10 protein-coding genes and 1 pseudogene are annotated in these 24187 nt (G+C 61.9%); 5 read left to right on the top strand and 6 right to left on the bottom strand.

Annotated elements, in window-relative coordinates:
* Positions 1–57 precede the first annotated feature (57 nt).
* Positions 58–1014, bottom strand: coding sequence for a nucleoside-specific channel-forming protein Tsx (locus tag J4P02_RS28110; RefSeq protein ID WP_426196577.1), 957 nt, complete (start codon positions 1012–1014; stop codon positions 58–60).
* A 256-nt stretch (positions 1015–1270) separates the two neighbouring features.
* Positions 1271–3856 (bottom strand): autotransporter domain-containing protein, encoded by a 2586-nt coding sequence (locus J4P02_RS28115; RefSeq protein ID WP_426196579.1) that lies wholly within the window; start codon positions 3854–3856, stop codon positions 1271–1273.
* A 768-nt stretch (positions 3857–4624) separates the two neighbouring features.
* Here J4P02_RS28115 and J4P02_RS28120 point away from each other — a divergent pair.
* Positions 4625–15100 (top strand): autotransporter-associated beta strand repeat-containing protein, encoded by a 10476-nt coding sequence (locus J4P02_RS28120; protein ID WP_426196662.1) that lies wholly within the window; start codon positions 4625–4627, stop codon positions 15098–15100.
* A 127-nt stretch (positions 15101–15227) separates the two neighbouring features.
* Here the strand turns inward: J4P02_RS28120 and J4P02_RS28125 are convergent, their stop codons facing one another.
* Positions 15228–15635 (bottom strand): hypothetical protein, encoded by a 408-nt coding sequence (locus J4P02_RS28125; protein ID WP_426196581.1) that lies wholly within the window; start codon positions 15633–15635, stop codon positions 15228–15230.
* A 175-nt stretch (positions 15636–15810) separates the two neighbouring features.
* On the opposite strand from J4P02_RS28125, the gene J4P02_RS28130 reads away from it, so the two are divergent.
* Genes J4P02_RS28130 through mnmH form a run of 3 tightly spaced genes read left to right on the top strand, consistent with a single transcriptional unit; the run spans position 15811 to position 18355 of the window.
* Positions 15811–16176 (top strand): DUF4440 domain-containing protein, encoded by a 366-nt coding sequence (locus J4P02_RS28130; RefSeq protein ID WP_426196583.1) that lies wholly within the window; start codon positions 15811–15813, stop codon positions 16174–16176.
* A gap of 44 nt (positions 16177–16220) precedes the next feature.
* Positions 16221–17255, top strand: coding sequence for a selenide, water dikinase SelD (gene selD, locus J4P02_RS28135; RefSeq protein WP_426196585.1), 1035 nt, complete (start codon positions 16221–16223; stop codon positions 17253–17255).
* Entirely contained in the window at positions 17255–18355 is a 1101-nt protein-coding gene (mnmH, locus tag J4P02_RS28140) for a tRNA 2-selenouridine(34) synthase MnmH (RefSeq protein ID WP_426196587.1), read from the top strand. The genes selD and mnmH overlap by 1 nt, the downstream gene beginning before the upstream one ends.
* A gap of 52 nt (positions 18356–18407) precedes the next feature.
* On the opposite strand, the gene J4P02_RS28145 is transcribed toward mnmH, so the two are convergent.
* From J4P02_RS28145 to J4P02_RS28155, 3 genes and pseudogenes are all read right to left on the bottom strand, one after another.
* Positions 18408–18749, bottom strand: coding sequence for a DUF6124 family protein (locus J4P02_RS28145; RefSeq protein ID WP_426196589.1), 342 nt, complete (start codon positions 18747–18749; stop codon positions 18408–18410).
* A gap of 420 nt (positions 18750–19169) precedes the next feature.
* A pseudogene (locus tag J4P02_RS28150) lies at positions 19170–19376 on the bottom strand (type II toxin-antitoxin system HicB family antitoxin); the annotation flags it as partial.
* A 554-nt stretch (positions 19377–19930) separates the two neighbouring features.
* Positions 19931–20719 carry a hypothetical protein gene (locus J4P02_RS28155; RefSeq protein WP_426196591.1) on the bottom strand — a complete coding sequence of 263 codons (789 nt, stop codon included), beginning with the start codon at positions 20717–20719 and terminating at the stop codon, positions 19931–19933.
* A gap of 533 nt (positions 20720–21252) precedes the next feature.
* Here J4P02_RS28155 and J4P02_RS28160 point away from each other — a divergent pair.
* Entirely contained in the window at positions 21253–23592 is a 2340-nt protein-coding gene (locus tag J4P02_RS28160; protein WP_426196593.1) for a hypothetical protein, read from the top strand.
* Positions 23593–24187 lie beyond the last annotated feature (595 nt).

Genomic DNA, 24187 nt, shown 5'->3' on the forward strand with positions numbered 1-24187 from the left:
GCAACTCATCGCACTGTCCCTGACTTGCCGCTTATCGCTTGTAGCTTGCCGCTGCTTCTAGAACTGATAGCCGACCCCAGCGTAGTAGCCCCAGCCATTGGAGCGGGCGCGGAACTCGCCGTCGCCGAAGTTCAGCACGCTGCCGTCCTCCCAGTTGCCGCCGTTGTGGAAGTAGCGGCCCACCAGGGTGAAGCGCAGGTGGGTGAAGGAATACAGCAGCACGTTGGTGGCCACGGTGGCGTTGGCGGTGCGCGCCGGATTGTCCTTGTGCAGGTCGGAGCCGAAATCGAAGTTGGTGAAGCCGATGTAGGTGAGCGAGGCGCCGTTGCTGAATTTGTCGATGGGCACGATGTATTTGAGCTGGGCGCGGTAGCCGTCCCAGGAGTACTCGTTGCTGGCGCCGTAGTTTTCCCACTGGTAGCGGCCATAGAAGTTGGCCGAGAGGTTGACCCGCGAATGGGTGTCGATATCGGTGCCCAGGCCGCTGTACAGGGTATTGGCGCGGTTGGCGGTGCGGCTGCCGTGGTCGTAGATCCAGTCGAAGGCCACATACCATTCCTTGATTGGGCCTATGGCCAGGCTGCGGCCGGCCAGGTAGTCGATGGAAATCCGTGGTTCGTGCTCCATGAACAGTGGCGAGCCGTGGTCCCAGATGCCCTTGTCGTGGCTGTTGCCGATATCGAGGATTTTCGGCAGGTCGATGTAGCCGTACAGCTCGAACGGGCCCTTGCGCCCGAAGTATTCGTATTCCAGGTAGATATCGTCGGCCGGGCGCGGGCCGAAGCTGATGTCCTTGCTACCGATCAGCATCAGGTCCTGGTTGTACCAGTCGGAGAGGTAGGCGCCGGGCTTGGCCGGTTGTGCGTCGGCGCTCAGGCTTTCGCCCTGGGCCGAGGTGTCGGAAGTGGGCGTGGCTGCCTGGGCGAGGGCGCTGGGTAGTCCCGTAACGCCAAGCAGAAAGAGTGAAGCAGCCAAGGTGTGGCAGGACGCGAAGCGTCGCAAAGCGCTGTGCATGGAAAGTCCCTGTTCTTGCGGTGTGAAGTCCCTGATGTTCGATTCCAGGCTAGACGGAGGCGAACACCCACGAAATAACAGCTAGCAAACGTTTGCACAAGGCGTACCAATTCGCAGTGGCACTTTCGAAATCACTCGGAATACCCCGGTTGCAGCTGCCGGCAGCCCGGCATCCGCAGGTGAGGGGGGGATATTGCGGGGCATCTTTGGCCCTCCGCCTGCGTCAGCCTCAGGGGAGGGCTCCAGGATGGGGCATCTAGAACGCGTAACTGGCTTGCAAGGCCAGCGAGTTAGCCGTGAAGCCGCTGCGCGCCTGGTAGCTGTAGCCCGCCCCGATCACCAGGGATGACAGCGCATAGTTGAGGCCGATCTTCGCTTCATGGCGGTCACGGGCGACCTTGGCGCCCTGGACGGTGAAGGCCGAGTCGCCGAGGACAAAGCTCGAGGTCTGAGCGACAGGGTCGCCGATCAGGTCGTGGTAGGTCATCAGGCTGGCTTCAGGCTGCAGCCGGCCCCGTTCCAGGGGCCAGTTGCCTGCCACTCGCAGGCCCGCGCCCAATTCGCCGACTTCGTACGCCTGGGAACCGGTATCAAGGGCTGCGGAGGAACCGTGTTCCTTGAAGCCGTCCATGTTCACCCTGGCATAGCGGGTTGCCACGCGGGGCTCAAGCAGCAGGTTGTCGGTCAGGCGGAAGCGGTAGCCTGCCAGCAGGCTCATGGACAGCTGGTCGCTGTCATAGCGGCCCTTGGCGGTGGTGCCGGCGACATGGCGCTTGCTGTCGTTCTGGTTGTGGCCATAGCTGAGGCTGCCGTTGGCGAAGCCGTCCTGCAGCGCCCAGTTGCCATACAGCGACAGGGCATGGCCTTGTACATCGGTCTTGTTGCCAAGGTCGGAATGGATGTTGGCATTGATGCGCGAATAGGCGAGGCCCAAGGTCGTGGCGGCATTGAGCCGACCGTCGACACCCACCGCCAGCACGCTGTTGTTGGCGGAGTAACCGTTCTTGTGGTCACGGCGATTCTGATCCAGGTCGCTGTCCAGGCCTTGTATCCAGACACCTTGGGCGTCCGTTGGCTGGTCGTCCGGCCCCGTGCCACGCAGGTGATCCAGGCGGCTGAAAATGGCCTGGTTGAGTTGATCCTGCCCGTGCAGGGTGGTCTCCAGCACGCCTCGGCTGACGTCGGGCTTCAGGCGTTCGCCCTGTGCCACCAGGTCGGCGGTGGTGGATTGCCCCGCCAATGCCTGAAACACCGGGTCGCTGTTACTCAGGCGTCCCAACACTTGGTTTTTCAGTGAATTGACTGCCTGTGCGGTACTGGGGTCGGCGCCCTGGTCGAGCAATTGCTGTTGCAGTTGCTGATCGCTTTTCAATCCCACCACTGCCGAAACCGCTTGGGCATCCGTGGAGTAGCTGAGTACATCCAGCAGTGCCGAGCGGCTGCTGACGCTCAGGCCATGGTCTTGCAGGTTGTTGGCCTGGACCAGGGTGTAGCGGGTGCCACTGGCATTGGCCTGGAAATCGCCAGGCTTGGCACTCAGGGTCACTTTCGACGCTGGGGCGAAGGTGGCGTTGCCGTTGACTGTCAGATAGGGCGTGCCAGGTACCACGCTGTTGCTCAGGCGCATATCGATAGCGGCGCCACTGGCCACCGCCAGGTCACCGCTGATGTTCGTGCCCTGAGCTGCAAGGTTGAGCGAGCCCGAGTTGATGTTCAGCGGGCTGACAATGCGCTGGCCGATGAAGTCTGCCTGGCCGCTGACGTTGACCTGCACCAGGTCGAGCAGGTCGCCCTGGATCTGCCCGCCGCTCCAGTTCAGTTCGGCGAGGTGCGCGCCGTTGATGGCGGTGCCGCTGTTGCTGCGGATGAGCCCGGCCTGCTGGTTGATTTCGAAGGCTGAGGTCTGGTCAGCGGCGTCGACGGCAATCGCCACGCCGTCGGCCAGCAGGGTGCCGCGGTTGATGATGCCGCGCTGCCCCGAAGCCAGGTTTTGAGTGAAATGGGCACCGCGCAGTTCGATCGACCTGGCCTGGTCGCCCAGGCCTTCGATGGTGCCGGTGTTGAGTAGGTAATCCACCGTACCGTCGTAGAAAGCCACGCTGGCGGCATCCTTGCCCGTGGCGGACAGCAGGCCGCTGTTCTCGATCTTCAGCGCGCTGGTGTGGGTTTCCACTTCCAGGGCGTTGGTCTCTTCGCCCCTCACCCTGACGCTGCCCGAGTTGAGCACCTTGCCGCCGATAAACACCTGGTTCAGGCCAGAGGCATCGATAGCGATGCCGATCGCCTCCGGGGCGGAAATGTCGATGGTGCCGGTATTGGCCAGGTTCCCCTGGATAGTGGCGCGGTTGACAAAGATCCCCTCGTGATTGGTTCTCAGGGAATTGCCACCGGCGCTGATCTGGATGGTTCCCGATTGGATGACGCTGCCGTCGATGGTGGCGTTGCCAATTTCCATTCCTGTGGCATCGGGGGTGTTCAGCAGCAGGATGGTGCCGTTCTGATTGATATCGCCGGTGATATGGCTGCCCGCTGCAGCACTGAGATTGAACGTGCTGTCGATCTGTATTCCGCTGACCCTGGGCAGCCCGTCCAGGGTGATGTCTGCTCGATTGAGCAGGGTGCCCTGGATATCGGTGGTGCGAAAGTCCGCGCCGGAGATGATCCCCGGTGACGCCGGGGTGGTTTGGGTGAACTGCCCGCTCAAGGTCAGTGACTCGCTGAAGGAGGCCTGGTCCCAGCTGTTTGTACCGCTGCCAAGATCGATCTCAACCGCGCCTGCTTGTGCACTGGCGGCGCCCACTAGCAGGGCCAGGAGGTTTTTCTTAAACGATTTGCTCTTCATGCATACTCCATTGCTGAACAATACTGCCGTGATACCTGGCAGGTGCTGGGGTTTGCGGGCAGTGAGGCGAAGCTCTGCCGGCAAGTGCCTCAGTGGCTGCGCGACCTTAGTTCACGGGTCGCCAACTAATTGATTTTCCAGGGTGCCTGGAAAAAGAGCGCGGATTCTCCCTGAGTTGAATGCCTTTTCAAATAGGTAACTTCGCAAAATTGATGCGGCGCAATGCCGCCCGATCCCGTCGGGGGCTTTTGAACGACCGGAAGCTTGGGGGTTGGGCGGATCGAGGAAAAATCGATTCAAGTTGCGCAATTGGGTTATGCCAGTTCGGCGCTGACCTTTCGCGGAAGTTGGAGCCCGCTCTGGCTTGGTCATTTGACTTGGCGTTTGGGTCAGTGTTTTTTGCGCTATTTGAGGCAAACAAGAGGTGTCTATTTTTTGGCTGTGGACGCTTTAGTTGCCTTTTCTGAGGCCAACTAGTTGAAACTTCTGAAGTTGATTGCTCACTGGAAAACCCGTGAACCCACGTCAAACTAAAGTATTAATGCTATTTGACAAGAGGAAAAAAGCCACGCGGTTTTCTTTGTCGTCTAGGTTTCGTGCTCAGGAGATATTACCTGTTGTCAGGTTTTTTACCTTGATGCGCAACGAAATCGAATAGTCCTGCCAGGCTGCGCAGAAGTTCACGGATGAAAAGCTTGACCCCTCAAGGAGTTGAGCGTGGAACAAGGTCAGTTCAAGGATTCGGTCGCCAAACTTTCACCTCTCTCCATGGCCGTTCGCCTGGGTGTGGTCGGGCTGGTCTGGGGGCTGCTGAGCCCGAGCGCCATGGCAGTCTGTTCACCGGCCAGCCCGGTGGCGGGGGATACCGTCACTTGCAGTGGCAATGCCACGGCGATTCTGACCAATGCCTTCTCCAGTGCCGCCGATGCCTTGACGGTCAACGTTACCAGCGGCTCGACCTTCAATTCGCTGCTCGGTGGAACGGCGATCAGCCTCACCGGTAACAACATCACCCTGAATAACGCTGGCACCATCGACCCCTCGTTGCTGGGGCTGGTGACCCTGCTCAGCAACGGTGCGGTGATCGGCAACGGCGCGTCAGGCACGGTGAGCGTCAACAATGCGGCCTCGGGGCTGCTCAGCGGGACGTCGGGAATTCTCGGGTTGAACCTGGGGACCCTCAACGGCATGGCGCTGAACATCAACAATGGCGCCGGCGGCAGCACCAGCATCGTCAACGACGGCACCATCAGTTCCCAGGCCCTGTTGGGGCTGACCCTGGTGTCTGCCGATGCGCCGGTGGTGGCGGTGTATGGCGGCTCCCAGGTGTCGATGAACAACAGCGGCTCGCTGGTGGGACGGGTGGCTTTCCAGTCCTCAGCCGGCGGCAACAGCTTCGTCAACAGTGGCTCGATCGTCGGTGGTGTGTCCCTGGGGGCTGGCAGCACCAACACCTTTACCGCCATCACCGGTTCCACGGTGCAGAGCGGTGGCGGGGTGGGGGTGAGCCTGGGCGGGCTGGTGGGGGTCGACCTGACCTTCGCCCCCACCGGGCAGATCGACGGCGGGGCCGGCGGCACCAACGGCCTGGTGCTGCAAAATACCCTGGGGGTTGGCGGCGGCACGTCCGGTTCGGGCACGGTGTCCAGTGCCAACTACGTCAATTTCAACAACCTGGTGCTCAACAGTGGCACCTGGACCCTGCAGGGGCCGGTGGTCAGTGGCAACACCACCCTCAATGGCGGTGTGGCGCTGTTCAACAACAGCGGTACCTTCGGCAGCGGGCTGCTGACCTCCAATGGCGGGATACTGCAGGCCAGCAGCGCCGGCCTGACCCTGAGCAACCTGATCAGCCTGGGCAGTGGCGGCCTGGTGCTCCAGGGCAGTAACAGCGTGACCTTGGGCGGGGTGATTTCCGGCAGTGGCGGCTTGACCAAGAACGGCAGTGGAGCACTGACCCTCAACGGCGCCAACACCTACAGCGGCAACACCACCCTCAACGCCGGTACGCTGCAGGTGGGCAACAACCTGGCCCTGGGCAGCGGCAGCCTGACCTTTGGCGGCGGCGCCACGCTTGCCGCGGTGGGTACGGTGAACCTGGCCAATGCGCTGATTCTCAACAGCAGCATGAACACCACCGGGGCGGGGGCACTGACCCTGTCCGGGCTGATCAGTGGCAGCAGCGCAATCAACAAGGGCGGCAGCGGCAGCCTGATCCTCAGCGGTGCCAACAGCGGCTACAGCGGTACCACCAACCTGAGCTCCGGGACCCTGGTGCTGGGCGACAACAATGCCCTGGGCAGTGGTGTTCTGACCGTCAACGGCAGTTCCAGCCTGGACACCACCAGCGCCCTGAGCCTGAACAACAACCTGACCCTCAATGCCAACCTGACCAACCTGGGCACCAACAACCTGACCCTCAACGGCGTGCTTTCCGGAACTGGCGGGCTGGTCAAGAACGGTGCCTCCACGCTGACCCTCAGCGGCAACAACAACTACCAGGGCACCACCACCCTCAGTGGCGGCAGCTTGCTGCTGGGCAGCAATACCGCCCTGGGCACCGGCGCCCTGAACACCGCGGCCGGGGTCACCCTGGACACCACCACCGCCGTCACCCTGGCCAATGCCCTGAACATGGCGGCCAACCTGACCCTCGGCGGCAGTCAGGCGCTGGGCCTGTCCGGCTCGATCAATGGCGCCGGCGGTTTGATCAAGAACGGTAACGCCAGCCTGACGCTGTCCGGCAACAACGGCTACCTGGGTAATACTGCGCTGAATGCCGGCACCCTGGTGCTGGGCAGCAACCTGGCCCTGGGCCTGGGCATGCTCAATGCCGCCGCCAACACCAGCCTGGACAGCAGCACCGCCGTCACCCTGGGCAATGCCCTGAACCTGGCGGGCAACCTGTCGCTGCTCGGCAGTTCCAACCTGAGCCTGGGTGGGGTAGTCGCCGGCAACGGCAGCCTGACCAAGAACGGTTCGGCCAACCTGACCCTCAATGGCAGCAACACCTATACCGGTGGTACCACGCTGAATGCCGGCACCCTGACCCTGGGCAACAATGCCGCCCTGGGCAGCGGCGCCTTGACCGTGGCCGGCGCCTCGCACCTGGCGAATAACGCCAGCCTGGACCTGCTCAACGACATCACCCTGAATGCCGACCTGACCCTGGACGGCGTCAACCCGTTGATTCTCGACGGGCTGATCAGCGGCACGGCCGGGCTGATCAAGAATGGCGCGGCCAACCTCACCCTCAACGGCGCCAACACCTATCAGGGCGGCACCCTGCTCAATGCCGGCAGCCTGACCCTGGGCAATGCCAGTGCCCTGGGCAGTGGCGCGCTGACCGTGGGTGGCGCCAGTTCGCTGAATGCCAGCAGCGCCCTGACCCTGAACAACGCGATCAATCTCAATGCCGCGCTGACCCTGGGCGGCAGCAACGCCCTGACCCTGGACGGGGTGATCGGAGGCACCGGCAGCCTGATCAAGACAGGTGCCTCAAGCCTGACCCTCAATGGCAGCAACACCTACCAGGGCGGCACTGCGCTGAATGCCGGCACGCTGATCGTCGGCTCCGGCAGCGCCCTGGGCAGCGGCACCCTGACTGCCAGCGGCGGTACCGTGCTGGATGCCAGCAGCGCCCTGAGCTTGAACAATGCGCTGAACCTGCAGGGCAGCCTGACCTTTGCCGGCAGCAATGCCCTGACCTTGACCGGGCTGGTCAACGGCGTAGGTGGACTGATCAAGAACGGTGCCGCCGACCTGATTCTCAGCGGCGCCAACGGCTACCTGGGAAACACCGCGCTCAACGTCGGGCGCTTGGTGGTCGGCAACAGCACGGCGCTGGGCAGCGGCATCCTGAATGCCGCGGCGGGCACCACCCTGGATGCCAACACCGGCGTGACCCTGAACAACCAGGTCAACCTGAGCGGAGGGCTGAATATCGGCGGTACGGCCGACCTGGGGCTCAGCGGCCTGATCGCCGGCGCCGGCAGCCTGATCAAGAATGGCACCGCCAACCTGAGCCTCGCCGGCAACAACACCTATGCCGGCGGTACCACCTTGAATGCCGGGACCCTGACCATCGGCAGCAATGCGGCGCTGGGCAGCGGCGCCCTGACCGTGGCCGGAGCGGCCAGCCTGGACAGCAGCGGCGCCTATGCCCTGAACAACAATCTGGCCTTGAATGCGGCCCTGAGCGTGCTCGGCAGCAATGACCTGAGCCTTGGCGGCCTGATCAGCGGCAGTGGGCAATTGATCAAGAACGGTGCGGGCAACCTGACCCTCAACGGCATCAGCACCTACCTGGGGGGCACCACCCTGAATGCCGGCACCCTGACCATCGGCAACAGCAGTGCCCTGGGCAGCGGCGCGTTGACCGTGGGTGGCGCCGCGACCCTCGACAACAGCACGCCACTGAGCCTGGCCAACGATGTCACGCTCAATGCCGACCTGACTTTGGCCGGCAACAATGACCTGGTGCTGGCCGGGATCGTCAGCGGCAGCGGCGGGCTGATCAAGAACGGCTTGAGCGACCTGACCCTGCAGAGCAGCAACAGCTTCAGCGGCGCCCTGGACATTGCCGCGGGCAGCGTCACCACTCTGGTCAGCGGTGCCCTGGGCAATGCCTCCGGGGTCAATATCGCCCTGGGGGCGGGCCTCAATCTCGGCGCCAGCGACACCGTGGGCGGGCTGACCGGAGGGGGGGCGCTGCAGGTGAATTCCGGGGTGGCGCTGAGCATCGGCAGGGGCAATGCCAGCAGCACCTTTGGCGGCAATATCGACGGCAACGGCCAGTTGCTGAAGATCGGCAGCGGTACCCTGACCCTCAGCGGCATCAACGGCTTGACCGGGGCCACCCAGGTCAATGCCGGCACCCTGAATGTCAGCGGTTCCCTGGCCAGCTCCAGCGTCACCGTCAACAACGGCGCCAGCCTGACCGGCAGCGGTTCGTTGCTGGGGGCGGCGAACGTCGCCAGCGGCGGTCACCTGGTCTTGAGCTCCGGCAATGTGCTGTCGGTGAACTCCCTGTCGCTGGCCAGCGGCAGCAATCTGGATGTCAGCCTGGGGGCGCCGTCCACTACAGCGCTACTCAGCGTAGGGGGCAACCTGGCCCTCGATGGCCAGCTCAATGTCAGCGATGCCGGTGGTTTTGGCGTCGGCCTGTATCGCTTGATCAACTACACCGGCAGCCTCTCGGGCTCGGGCCTGAACGTGGCCAGCGTGCCGGTGGGCTACAACCTGGGGGACCTAGTGGTGCAAACCAGCGTGGCCAATCAGGTCAACCTGCTGGTGTCGGCGTCCAATCCCAATATCCGTTTCTGGGACGGCAGCCAGACCGTGCCTAATGGCACGGTGGACGGCGGCTCCGGCACCTGGACGGCTGGGGGCACCAACTGGACCTCGGTGGACGGCTTCCTCAACCAGACCTGGGCCAGCGATTTCGCGGTGTTCCAGGGCACTGCGGGCACGGTCACGGTGCAGGGGCCGCAGAGCTTCACCGGGATGCAGTTCGTCACCGATGGCTACAACCTCCAGGCCGGTGCGGCGGGGGTCCTGACCGCAGTCAACGGCACGGGCGGCAATACCGCGATTCGGGTCGACCCGGGCGTGACTGCCACCCTGGGCGTGGGCATCAATGGCAGCGGCACCCTGGCCAAGCTCGATAGCGGCACCTTGGTGCTCAATGGCGCCAACACCTACAGCGGCGGCACCCTGCTCAATGGCGGGCGCCTGGTGGTGGGCAACAACAGTGCCCTGGGCAGTGGCGCCCTGACCGCAGCGGCAGGTACCACCCTGGACAGCAACAGTGCCGTGAGCCTGGGCAACGCGGTCACTCTGAACGGCAACCTGAGCATTGGCGGCACCCAGGCCCTGACCCTGAATGGCGTGCTCAGCGGCGCCGGGGGGCTGATCAAGAACGGCTCGGCCAACCTCACCCTGGGCGGCAACAACACCTACCTGGGGGTGACTGCGCTGAACGCCGGCGGCCTGATCCTGGCCAGCAACAGCGCCCTGGGCGGCGGTACCCTGAACGCCGCAGCGGGCACCACGCTGGATGCCAGCAGCGCCCTGAGCGTCGGCAACCAGATCAGCCTGGCGGGCAACCTGGGCATTCTCGGTAGCGCCGACCTGACCTTGTCCGGGGTGATCAACGGTGCCGGTGGCCTGACCAAGAGTGGCGCGGCCAGCCTGACCCTCAGCGGCGCCAACGGCTACCTTGGTGGCACCACCCTGAATTCCGGCACCCTGGTGGTGGGCAACAGCAGCGCTCTGGGTTCCGGTGCGCTGACCGTGGGCGGCGCCGCCACCCTGGGCAACAACGCCGCGCTGGCCCTGAGCAACAACCTCACCCTCAACGCCAACCTGAGCCTGGCGGGCAGCCAGGACCTGAGCCTTGGCGGGGTGATCAGCGGTACTGGCGGCTTGACCAAGAACGGTGCCGCCAACCTGACCCTCAACGGCATCAACACCTACTCGGGCGGCACCACCCTGAATGCCGGCACCTTGGCCGTCGGCAACAGCAGCGCCCTGGGTTCCGGCGCACTCACTGTGGCCGGCGCAGCGACCCTGGCCAACAGCGCGCCTCTGGTACTGGCCAATGACGTCAATGTCAACGCGGCCCTGACCCTGGCCGGTAGCAACGACCTGACCCTGGCCGGGACCCTGGCCGGCAGTTCGACTCTGATCAAGCAGGGCCTGAGCGATCTGACCCTGACCGGCAACAACAGCTTCAATGGCCTGCTCGACGTGCAGGCCGGCAGCCTCAGCACCTTGGGCAGCGGTGCCCTGATCAGTAACGCCAGTGTCAACCTGGCCGCCGGCAGCAGCCTCAACCTGGGCGGCCAGACCGACCTCGCCAGCCTCAGCGGCAGCGGCACCGTGGTCATTGCTGGCAACAATGTTCTGACCCTGGGCAACACCAACCTGAACTCCACCTTCGCTGGCAGCCTCAATGGCAGCGGGCAATTGATCAAGGCCGGCACCGGCACCCTCAATCTCAGTGGCAGCAATGGCGTGACGGGTGGCACCAGCATCAACGACGGGACATTGAATATCGGCGGTTCCCTGGCCAGTACCCTGGTCGAGGTCAACAGTGGTGCGACCCTGACCGGCAACGGCAGCCTCAGCGGTTCGGTGGTGGTCAATGATGGTGCCCACCTGGCCCTGAGCACGGGCAACACGCTGTCAGTGGGTTCGCTGCTGATGGGCAGCGCGGCGATCCTGGATGTGAGCCTTGGCGCGCCGGTCAGCGGTGGTGGCAATCCGCTGCTGAATGCCACGGGCGATTTGAACCTGGACGGCACCCTGAACGTCAGCGACCAGGGTGGTTTTGGCACGGGTGTCTATCGTCTGGCCAACTACGGCGGCAACCTGACCAATACCCTGACCCTGGGCAGCCTGCCCGGCAGCGTGACCCCGGGCGACCTGCAGATCCAGACTGCGGTGAGCAACCAGGTCAACCTGCTGGTCACCGCACCTAACACCACCGTGCTGTTCTGGGATGGCTCGCAGACCACGGGCAACGGCGCGATCGAGGGCGGCAGCGGCACCTGGAGCAGCGCCGGCAACAACTGGACTTCGGTGGACGGCACGGTCAACCAGGCCTGGGGCAACAGCTTCGCGGTGTTCCAGGGCACGGCCGGAACGGTCACCGTGGACGGCACCCAGAACCTCACCGGCATGCAGTTTGTCAGCAACGGCTACAACCTGGTGGGCGGTAGCGCCGGCCAGTTGAACCTGGTCAACGGCGGCACCGGCAACACCGCGATCCGCGTCGACCCGAACGCCATCGCCACCCTGGGGGTCACCCTCAATGGCACTGGCACCCTGGCCAAGCTCGACAGCGGCACCCTGGTGCTCAACGGTAACAATGGCTACACCGGCGGCACCGCGCTGAATGGCGGCACCCTGGTGGTGGGCAACAACAATGCCCTGGGCACGGGCGTGCTGACCGCCGCCAACGGCACCACCCTGGACAGCAACAGCGCCGTTAGCCTGGGCAATGCCACGGTGCTCAACGGCGCCCTGAGCGTCGGCGGTTCCAACGCCCTGACCCTGGGCGGGGTGATCAGTGGCAGCGGCGGCCTGATCAAGAACGGCAACGCCAGCCTGACCCTGAATGGCGTCAACACCTACCAGGGCGGCACCCGGCTGAATGCCGGGCAACTGATCCTGGGCAACAATGCCGCTCTGGGCACTGGGGCGCTGACTGTCAGCGGCAATGCCCAGCTCGACACCTCGAGTGCCTTGCAACTGGGTAACGCCATCAGCCTCGGTGCGCAGTTGGCCCTGGCCAACAACCAGAACCTGACCCTCGGCGGCGTGATCAGCGGCAGCGGCAGCCTGGTGAAAAACGGCAGTGGCAATCTATTGCTCAGCGGCGCCAATACCTACAGCGGTGGCACCGTACTCAATGCCGGCAGCACCCAGGGCGACAGCAGCAGCCTGCAGGGGGCGATTGTCAACAATGCCACGCTGACCTTCCAGCAGGCCGCCAACGGCACCTATGCCGGCAACCTCAGCGGCAATGGCAGCCTGATCAAGAACGGCAACGGCAGCCTGCTGCTGACCGGCAACAACGGCTTCACCGGCAGCACCCAGGTGCAGGCCGGCTCGCTGCTGGTCAATGGCTCCCTGGCCAGTGCCACGGTGCAAGTGGCCAACGGCGCCAGCGTGGGCGGCAGCGGTCAGCTGGGCGGCGCGCTGAGCCTGGCCAACGGCGCCACGCTCAAGGCCAGCGGCAATGCCACGCCGCTGTCGGTCGGTTCCCTGGCGCTGTCGTCCGGCAGCTTGCTGGACTTCACCCTGGGCCAGGCGACGGGCTCCAACACCCTGGTCAATGTTGCCGGCAACCTGACCCTGGACGGCAGCTTGAACATCACCGATGCCGGTGGTTTCGGCATCGGCGTCTATCAACTGTTCCGCTACGGCGGCAGCCTCACCGATAACGGCCTGAGCTACGGCACCTTGCCCGGCGGCGTAGTGCCGGGCTCGCTGAGCCTGCAGACGGCCCTGGCCAACCAGGTCAACCTGGTGGTGCAGGGCGCTGCGGGCCAGGTGCAGTTCTGGAACGGCGGCAAGACCAGCGCCGATGGCAGCATCACCGGTGGCAGTGGCACCTGGGGCCCTAGTACCAACTGGACCGACCCCACCGGCACCCAGACCCAAGGCGCGGGCAACCAGTTCGCGATCTTCGGCGGCCAGGGCGGCACGGTCACGGTGGTCGGCGCCCAGAGTTTCACCGGCTTGCAGATACTGGACAGCGGCTACAACTTTGTCGCCGGCAGCAACGGCAGCCTGAGCCCGACCAATGCCACTGACGGCAGCCTGGCCAAGATCCGAGTGAATGCCGGGGTCAGTGCGCAGATCGACGCGCCGCTGGTGGGCACCGGCGGCATCGAGAAAACCGACGCCGGCCTGTTGCTGCTCACCGGCGCCAATACCTACAGCGGCGGCACCACCGTCAGCGGCGGCACCCTGGCGGGCAACACCACCAGCTTGCAGGGACGGCTGCTGGTGAATGCGCGCATGCTGTTCGCGCAAAACAGCAATGGCGTGCTCAATGGCGTGCTCAGCGGCACCGGCACCGTGGTCAAGCAGGGCGCCGGGTTGTTGATGCTCAATGGCAACCACCCGTTCAGCGGCACCCTGGCGGTGGAGCAGGGCACCTTGCAAATCGGTGATGACCCGGGCTCGGTGGCCGGTACGGTGACGGTCAGCAACGGTGCGGTGCTGCAAGGCAATGGCAGCGTCGGCGCGCTGAGCAACGCCGGCCTGGTGATTTCCGGTGGGCCGATCGGCAACTTGAGCGTCACCGGCAACTTCAGCAACGCCAGCAACGGCACCTTGCAGTTGACCCCGACCTCGGCCAGCAGCCCGGCGCTGCAAGTCGGCGGCAGCGCCAGCCTGGGCGGTCGCCTGGTGGTCAGTGGCCTGACCCCGCGCAGCGGCAGCACCAGCTATTCGCTGATCAACGCCGCCGGCGGCCTCAATGGCACCTTCGCCAGCAGCAACCTGCCACAACTGGTGTTCCTCGATACATCCCTGGTCTACGGCGCCAATCAGCTGAGCCTGAATGTCAGCCGCAACCAGACCCAGTTCACCGACGTGGCCCTGACCGCCAACCAGCGGGCCACCGCCGCGGCGCTGCAGGCCTATTCCGGCGACGATGACGACCCGGCGGATCAGTTGAACAACCAGATCCTCGGCCTCGACAGCGCCGGCGCGCAGGCGGCTTTCGACAGCTTATCGGGGGAGATCCACGCCAGTACCGCTAGCGCCTTGCTGGAGGATTCGCGTTATGTGCGTGATGCCCTCAATGACCGCATGCGGCAACCGGCGTGCGCTGCCGAGGACGACCCGCGGCAGGCGCTGGCCAGCAGTGCCAACCGCTTGAGCAGTGGCGGTTGTCAGGGCGAGATGGTCGGCTGGATGCGGGTGCTGGGCACCTGGGGCGAGATGGAGGGCAACAGCAACAGCGCCAAGCTCGATCGCAACCTGTCGGGCTTTATTCTCGGCAGCGATCGCCAGCTCGACGACACCTGGCGCGCCGGTGCCGCCGTGGGCTACACCCGCAGCGACCTGAGCGCCAGCCGGCGCCAGTCCGATGCCACGGTCAACACCACGCACCTGGCGGCCTACGTCAATTCCCAGTACGACGCCCTGGCGGTACGCCTGGGGGCGGCCTACAGCTGGCACAAGATCGAGAGCAAGCGCAATGTCAGCGTCGGCAGCTACAACGATCGCCTGAAAGCCGACTATGACGCCCGCAGTGCCCAGGTGTTCGGTGAAGTGGGTTACGCCATGCAGGCCGGCAGTATTGCCCTGGAGCCGTTCGTGGGCCTGGCCTATGTCAACTACGACAGTGATACCGGCAAGGAAAAGGGCGGGGCGGCGGCGCTCAAGGTCAAGTCCAGCCAGGACGTGACCTTCTCCACCGTTGGCCTGCGCGCCGGCCAGCGCATCACCCTGGGCAACGGTCAGCAAATGACCCCGCGCCTGGCCGTAGGCTGGCGTCATGCCTATGGCGACACCAAGCCGGATGCCGACCTGAGCTTTATCGATGGCGGCACCTCGTTCACCACCCAGGGCGTGCCGATCGCCAAGGACAGCGCGCTGCTGGAGGCGGGCCTGGACTACCAGATCAGCCCGGCCGGCAAGCTGGGTATCGGTTATTCGGGGCAGGTGTCCAAGGAGACCAAGGACCACGCCGTGACCTTGAGCCTGACCCTGGGCTTTTGAACGGCAACAGGTTGCTAGCCGCTCGCAAGGGCGGCTTTTTCTTGCCTCGCGACTGGCCCTGTTCGGTGGCGGTCACGGGGGTTGCCGTGCGCTCGGGCGCCTGAGTGCCCCGCGGCGCAGCGCCGGGCTAACGGATGGACGCGGCTTTTTTCTCGACCAGTGCCGCACCCATGACCAGCATCTCCGGCAGATGCTTGCGCTGCTCTGGCGAGGCCATACCCAGATGCTGGTCGCCTTGCCAGAGCTCCCCGGCCACGATTCTCAGGTCGAGTCCGGTTTGCGATTCTCGCAGCGTTTCATGGCCGACCCAGTGCCAGCGCTGCTTGTGCACGGGCGCCTTCGAGGTGTAGAGCCGCAGTGCAAAGGTGTCTGCCAGTGCGTCGGGCAGTTGCCGGGTAGTGACGCTGCTGGCGTAGAGACCCAGCAGGATCGTGTCCTTGTAGCGTTGTGAAACGTACAGCACCTTGGCCGGCCTGAAGCCCTCGCTGATAGGAATCAGCACGATGTCGCCGGCGATGGTGGGTCTTGTGCTCATGGCCCTGGCCTTTTTGAGTCGTTGATTAAGCCGCTGGTCGCTGCTTGGACATTCATGCAGCAGCGCAGTATTGCTATTTCTGCGCTGAGCACCAGCCCTGAAGAGCCCTGTCCGGCCTTGAGCGGGCGTGGATGCTAGAGTGCGCCCGTGATCTGCCGCCACGTCAGGAGTGAATATGCAATTGTCCGAACACCTGCTGTTGCTCGAGCGCCAACTGCAGCAAGCCGAAGTGCGGGCCGACCGCCAGGCGCTGGAGGCCTTGCTGGCCGAAGAGTTCCTTGAGTTCGGCGCCAGCGGTGGGCGCTGGGACAAGGCCCAGGTGCTGGCCGACCTGCCGCAGCAGGATTTCATCGAGCGGCGTATCAGCGAATTCGCCGTGCAGCGCCTGGCGCCCGACCTGGCCCAGGCCACCTACCTGTGCCATAACGCCGCAGTTGGCGCCCGCCCGGCCACCAGTGCCTGGCGCAGCTCGCTGTGGCGCCACCGCGAGGGGCGCTGGCAGATGCTGTTTCATCAGGGCACGCCGCGGCCCAATACCTGACCCCTCTGCTAGAATCCCCGCTCCCTGAATTCACGAGGTGCCCCATGAGCGAGCCGATTCGCCTAACCCAGTACAGCCATGGCGCTGGCTGCGGTTGCAAGATTTCACCCCAGGTACTGGAAGTGATCCTGGCCGGCAGCGGGGCGCAGAACCTCGACCCCAAGCTCTGGGTCGGCAACGCCTCGCGGGATGATGCGGCGGTGTATGAGATCGATAGCGAGCGCGGGGTGGTGTCCACCACCGACTTCTTCATGCCGATTGTCGATGACCCCTTCGACTTCGGCCGCATCGCCGCCACCAACGCCATCAGCGATATCTACGCCATGGGCGGCGACCCCTTGATGGCCATCGCCATTCTGGGCTGGCCGGTGAATGTGCTGGCCCCGGAAGTGGCTCGCGAGGTGATCCGTGGCGGTCGCGCAGTGTGCGATGCGGCGGGCATTCCTCTGGCCGGTGGCCACTCCATCGACGCGCCGGAGCCGATCTTCGGCCTGGCGGTGACCGGGCTGGTGGAAAAACGCTTTATGAAACGCAACGACACCGCCACCGCCGGTTGCCTGCTGTACCTGACCAAGCCCCTGGGGATCGGCGTGCTCACCACCGCCGAGAAAAAGGGCAAGCTGCGCACCGCCGATATCGGCCTGGCCCGCGACTGGATGTGCACCCTGAACAAGCCCGGCAGCCGTTTTGGCAAGCTCGAAGGGGTGACCGCGATGACCGACGTCACCGGTTTCGGCCTGCTCGGGCACCTGGTGGAAATGGCCGACGGCAGCGGCCTGACCGCGCACATTCACTACGACCGCGTGCCGCGCCTGCCGGGGGTCGAGTACTACCTGGATGAGGGCTGCGTGCCCGGCGGCACCTTGCGCAACTACAGCAGCTATGCGGAGAAAGTCGGGCGGGTGCAGGAGCTGCACAAGCGCGTGCTCTGCGACCCGCAAACCAGTGGCGGCTTGTTGGTGGCGGTGACCCCCGAAGGCAACGCCGAATTCCTCGCCCTGGCGGCGGAGCTGGGCCTTGCGCTGGCGCCGATCGGCGAGCTAGTGGAGCGACAGAGTCACGCGGTCGAGGTGTTCTGATGCCTCTGGACTGCACCGACTACCGCGAGATCTTCCTCAACGACCGGCCGCTGATGGACACCCGTGCGCCGATCGAATTCACCAAGGGCGCCTTTCCCGGGGTGCTCAACCTGCCGCTGATGACCGACCAGGAACGCCAGCGGGTCGGCACCTGCTACAAGCAGCAGGGCCAGCAGGCGGCCATTGTGCTGGGGCACCAGTTGGTGTCCGGCGAGATCAAGGCCCAGCGGGTGCAGGCCTGGGCCGAGTTTGCCAAGGCCCACCCTGATGGCTTGTTGTACTGCTTCCGTGGCGGCCTGCGTTCGCAGATCGTCCAGCAGTGGCTGAAGGAGGCGGGTATCGATTACCCGCGGGTCGGCGGTGGCTACAAGGCCATGCGCACCTTCCTTCTGGACACCACCGAGCAGGCCCTGCAGCAATGCGATTTCGTGCTGCTGGGGGGCATGACTGGCACCGGCAAGACTGAACTGCTGGGGCAACTGGACAACGCCCTGGATCTGGAAGGCCACGCCAACCACCGCGGCTCCAGCTTTGGCCGCCGCGCCACCGGGCAGCCGAGCAATATCGATTTCGAGAACCGCCTGGCGATAGACCTGCTGAAAAAGCGCGAGCGCGGGGTGCAGAGTTTTGTCCTCGAGGACGAAAACCGCATGATCGGCAGCTGCGCCTTGCCCCTGTCACTGCACCAGGGCATGCAGGGTTTTCCCATGGTCTGGCTGGAGGACAGCCTGGAGAGCCGGGTGCAGCGCATCCTCGACGACTATGTGGTGAACCTCAGCGCGGAATTTGTCGCGGTGCATGGCGAGGAGGGCTTCGCCCTGTTTGCCGAGCGCCTGCTGGAAAGCCTGAACAAGATCCACAAGCGCCTCGGTGGCGAGCGCCATCAACGGCTGTTCCTGTTGATGGAAGCCGCCCTGGCCGAACAGGCCCGCAACGGCGATGTGGAACTGCATCGGGCCTGGATCCAAGGCTTGCTGGGTGAATATTACGACCCGATGTACGCCTTCCAGCGCGAGAGCAAGGGCGCGCGGATCGAGTTCATTGGCGATCATGCTGCGGTGCTCGACTACCTGCGCCAGCGCCAATCGCCATCCCGCTAGTTATCAGTAAACCGCGCGCTCACTCGATATGAGCGCGCGGTTGCGGTTGCCGTCAGCGGGCCGGGTGTGGGCTGTCGAGCAAGGCCTCGACCACGGCCCGGGCCATTTCCACGGAATGCACCATGGACCAGATCAGGCCGCGCTCGATGCCGCTGGCGCGCTCGGTGATTTCATCGGACACCTCTTCGGCGCACTTGAGCAGCAGGGCAACGTGCAGCAGGGCGTCTTCGGCATTGACCCCGGGTTGTACGGCGAACAGCGGATTGCCCTGGGCATCGCGCAGGCCGAAGGGGCGTGGCCGGGTCGCTTTCAGGGCGCTGAGCAGGTTGGCGTTGGCACGATCCAGTTCGGGGTCGCGCAGCGAGCGGGGTGGATCGGGGACGAGCTTTTTCATGAGATTGTTCCTCCAGTCGTTAAGGAACTGCCGGAGCTCACTTCCACATGAGAGGGTGGCAGCTGTACGCAGGTGTGGAAGACCGGGACTGAAGGATCCGGCGCACCCGAGAGTGCCCCACGTACAGCTGCCATAAAACGAGATCACCCGCATTGAAAACTACGGGTGTTCGTATGAGGCAGGCTGCACGTTCTTCATGTCCGGACTTCCACATCCGAGTCGCTGATTTTGCTGCGACTCAGGGAGACTGCCTGACGAAAACCAAGGGCACAAGCCGCTCAAAGGCGTTGGGGATTCTCTCGGATAAGCCTTACAAAACAAAGCGAAAACTCTAGCGGCGGGAACGGCATTCCCTGACCTGTTTGTTGCAAGACGATGCTGTGGGGGAGGGATGGCGCTGCGATCAGAGGGCCGCGCTCAAGGGATTTCAGCGGGGACACCCGATTGCTCGCAGGTGCTCAAATAGTCATCCACCGCCTCTTTGAAGGCGATTTCCAGCTCTGCCAGGGTTTGTCCTTCGTAGCTCACCAGGGCGCTGATGAACTGGAGCCTGCCAAAGAGGCAGTGGTCCTCGGTGCCGACTTCGATAGAGCCGTAATAGCCCTTGTGTTGCAGCAGGTTGTGCACGGTATCCAGGCCTCCCGATTTCAGTGGTTCGATGATGTGGCGATGTATGTCGGTCTATAACACATGACCGGTGTGTTCTTTGAGAATAAAAACTATCGCGAACTCTCAATGTATTGATATTAATCAGATTTTTCCGAGATGCGCATCCACTGGACCCTATTTCGGACCTACATCCTGGAGAGCAACCCCCGAGCACCCCTTATTGTATGCGGAGGCAAAACTCTTGGATGGCTGCACAGGTCGAGCGGAGCAAATCGTCGTCCATTGAATCAGAAGTGTGTAGGCATCTTCGGCGAGCGTCGAGGCTACGCTGAGACGAATTGAGAAGCCGGCTTTTTCAATAGTCTTAATCGGAAGAGGTTAGTCGTGTCTTGCTATTTCGACTCATATCAGGCTTTACGTCACCGCGAAATCGCCCCAGACAAATACACCAATCACCCTTTTGTCATTAGCACGGACATCTCAGAATGGATTTTTTCACCATAACGCTCCTGGTTCTGATCGGAATACGGTAGTGAAGAGGCGGCACGAAACAGCTAACTAAATAAAATCTATCAGCGCCGCTGCCCGTGGCTCGACTTAGGCTCCCATGGCCTCGGTTCGTGTTTGTGTCGGGTGCAAAACTGTACGGGCCAGCCCAGGACGCGAAGCAAGCTCCGGCCCAACCAAGTCATCCTGTAGGTCCACCAATCAATTGATTTCAGCTCAACCAGGTTTAGAGCGCCGGATTCGCGCTCGATACAGAGCCGGCGCTCAAAGTCGAACCATGGCTGGAGGCGGCCTTGGTATCGATCAGGGATGGAAAGGGCTTGTACATTTGCAGCGGTGAATGAACCTTCAATCACTTCCAATCCTGTCTCTGTTCCGCTGCAATTAGATAGCGTGAATCCAAATGCCATATAGAATCGGTTCCGTTGCTCCCGGGCAGCAGGGGTAGCCGCGTCGACCAAAGACAAGAAACCGGGATCAACTGTGTAATCCGGGATACCTCTGTTCTGCAACCAAGTAAGGACGCACGCCATCAATGCCGGCCCCAACCCTATACCTTGCTTACTCATGATGAGCTGCCCAGTTGGACCGATTTTAATCTGGCATGTAACGTGGCAAATGGTGACTGAAACCTGATTATGCCAGGTGTGAAATGTGGATCTAGCTCCAGTGTGAACGCCACGTGCACGGAAAAACTCGTATTGATCCGCAGCGCCGAAGTCTAGGGTCGCGCACGAGTATTCAGTGATCACCGGTATGATCTCGCGCTGGTAGCCAATCTCGCGCTCAAATATCAGCAAATCCTTGATGTGGCAGAGCTGCTCTAGCTGGTTGGAAGCACGTTTTATGCTCATCCAAAATCCTTAGTCATGGAAATGGTCTTCAAGAAAATTGCCGAGGACAACTCTACGCGCCCCGGATGATATTACCGAGATTTTTGAGCAGCCTAGGCTAGATTTTGTAGTCGTCATGGGAGCGTTATATGACGCATTTGTGACCTATGAAGTCGGCAGGGACCTTCGGAGTACCTGGCTACTGCAAATACTCCTCGGGGCCGATGACCACTTTAGTGATAGGTTCCGATGAACTAGGCTTGCAACCTAAATTCTGGCTCGCTGATCCAACCTGCTAGAGAAGTCAGTGGGCAGTCCTGACGGGTCAATGATAGGGCGCGTTGTTTCTATCATCGTGGATCTGCTCGAAGCCGTATCGCATCTTACGAGCAAGACGTTAGCGCGCCTTGCATATCCTTCTACTGTCTACAATCGCTACGCGAACTTTAAAAGCTTGCGGCAACTAATTTGATTGATGCTAATGTTGATATTAGTGAGCGATCTTATGAAATTCTGTTTTTCTTGGAGTAACCACTGGCCGACGAGGTGGACCGATGCGAAAGTTGCCCTTCTTAGCAGGCATAGCTTTGGTAATTCTCTGGGGGGCACCGCAGGCCCGCGCGACGACCAACACCAACTGTATCGCCCAGAAGCCAACTGTTGTCTGTAATATTGCATGGCGGGAAGGTTGCAGAGCAGTTGATCTTAAACGGCTTCCTGGCTGCCAGGCTGACGGTAAAGAGTCTGTGGAGAAACAGGCTGTAGAGGTCGAAAATGCATCTTCAAAACTCTTAGAGACGCGGAGCGCTGTCGATCTGACTGAGCGAATCAACCTCCCTGTTGACATGCAGATGATCAGTTCACCAATCGATGATTTGAAGCTGTCGGAAAGCATTCCGACTACACCTGTTAAAGACAAGGCTGACGGAATTCTTGCCCGTCTAGATACCAACCCGTTGGACGCCGCCACTCAGGGAGAAGCACGATCTATTATTCGAGCTTGCAATAGCGACGGAAGTGCCAAGACTCCTCGAAACATGTTCCGGTGCTCAGGCTTCCTTGTGACACCGATTGTAAGGTTGAACTGTGTAGGTAATGGTGCCTGCATGCCCACAAAGTGGCCGTTTACATCTAGCAATGGGGCAGGTCCTCGATCAGCGTGGGCTTTGGAGGTTGCCTACGATCAGATCGACACATCGCTCAATGATGGCTTCGCATTCGCCCGCCCGTGGGTCGCGAGCGACAAAGATATTCAAGACTGTCGGGCAAAAGCTTTGGTTATTTCTACAGAAGGAGCCGACGAACGTACCATTCAGTGTCTGACCCTTCGTATGGGCGGTATTGCAGCCCAACGTGCTATGAGTTGCTTCAAGAAGTTTCCGGACGACCCCGTGAACTTTGCTGGCTGTATCAGCGACGTGAAAATAGATAGCGTCGCGCTCAAACAGTCAAACTGTGTCCTGAATGGTGATCAGTCCGATGCTTGCTTGTCAGCACTAGGGGTTTCCTCCGAGAAGACTCAAGAGTGCCGAAGCGCCACACCTGGCAACGACGCAGCTATTCAGACATGTATCACGTCTCTCCCCCGCGAGATTGGTCCTACAGCCGAGTGCGTTCGTGCGTACAGGGGGGACATATCTGCAACAGCTCATTGTATAAGCGGCGTGGCCAAGATCGGGGGGGCGAAAGCGACGGTCGCCTTCAATTGCGGGATGGATTTGGCCAATGCTGGCACTAGCGTTGAGATTCAACAAAAGATGTTCAGCTGCCTCGGTAAGCAATCTCCGGGTGTTGCGAAATTCTCCACGGCGATTGAAAAGTACAAAGGGACAATGGAATGCCTGCAGGACCCATCAAAGGGCTTGGACGAGAAAGCCCAATGCGCACGTGATGCGGGCTTGCCTTTCCCGAAAGAGATGGAGCTCGCTCAGTGCACAGCTCAAGCTGATAGTGGTGCGCAACTGGCCAAATGCGCAGGCGTCAAGGGCGCTGCTGCTGTCGTGGCCATGGAGCACTGCATTCGTGAGGCGGGAGACGACAATACCAGGCGCACGCTATGTGTTGGAATGCAGGTTGGGCTTCCTCCTGAAGAACGACGGGTTTTAGAGTGTGCTGCTACCAGCCACGGCGCGGCAGAGGGAGTCGTGTGCATTGCAGGCCCAAAATTGCCGGCACAAGTCGCCAAAGTTGCAAGCTGCGCAGCAAGCTCACAAGGCAGCCCTGCAGGTACCGCCATCTGCTTAGCCGGCCCCTCGATGAATGCCGAGCTTCGCATCGCTGCAGAATGTGCTTCTACAACTGGTGGGGAGCCTATGAGCTTCGCATCGTGTGCCGGTGGCCGCCTGGCAATGAAGGAGTTGCAACAATGTGTAGCGGGTGGATTCAAGGCCGAGAATGGATGCTTTGGCGAAAACAATGAAATCGTCAAATACTTTAAAGCTCAAGAAGCATTACTACGAAACTCATTGCGTATCGTCGGTCTCGAGTCGGGTTATCAAAACATGCTTAATGACCTGAAGAACGGGAAGCTGGGTGAGAATAATGAAGTAACCCGTATCTTGAGACTTATGAACGACATCGCAACCAAGCCTCCTGCCGAGACCATCAATAATGCCGTGGAAGAGGCAAAAAAAGCAGGCACTTTAGTGGCCGATGGCGCTGCAAAGCTCAATGAGGAGCTAAACAAGGTTCAAGAACAGGCATCTCAAGCAGTCGAAAATGCTATGCCAAGAGTCCCGCCAGTTACAGCAAAGACCGATATTCCTGGCGGTGGATCGGTTGAGGTTAAAGTAGGTCCGATGGGAGGTACGGTCACCGCTGGGAACAACGAGGTAAGCCTAGGAAGTAGCCCTCATGTGAAGGTTGGAGGTGTATGCATAGGCTTTGGCTGCTGATAACCATTGGAGGAGTCATGAATATTTTGGTGAGATCTATTATGTTCGTTACCTTCGGCGTCGCAGTTTGCTTTGCAGCGAACGCGCAAACGTTGAAATTTGAGGGCACTTCCGCAATTGCTGCAGGGTCGATAAATCCCCCCGACCCTGTAGATGGGTGCAACCGTGCTAAGCGAGACGCGGAAGAAAAGGCTGCAAATGCCGGAACCAAAAGTCTCGAGTCATGGGACCATCTAAGTGTTGACAGTGATTGTTCTTTGACTGCACCAGGAGCGACTGGGGTTGGCTTCTTTTATATCTTTACCGCTCGCGGTAATTTCAGATCCTGATCTAACTGCATCGCGCTAAGTTGGTCTGTTGTGCTCGGTATCTGAAAGCATTGGTGTGTTTTGCCGGTCATGCTACCGGAGAGAAAACGATCTCTCGAAGAAGGGAATAGACGGTGGCTCCCTTCGTACTGCGATAGTTTTTATTCTCAAAAACCAGGGATGCGCGTTGTGCCGACTGAGCATCGAGCCGAGATCGAGCCGATGCAAATGCCTGGAGCCGATGTGTTGCTGCCTCACTCGAGCCTGACCCGAAACGGCGGCAGCAA

It is taken from the genome of Pseudomonas sp. NFXW11 (assembly GCF_049887815.1).
GTDB lineage: Bacteria > Pseudomonadota > Gammaproteobacteria > Pseudomonadales > Pseudomonadaceae > Aquipseudomonas.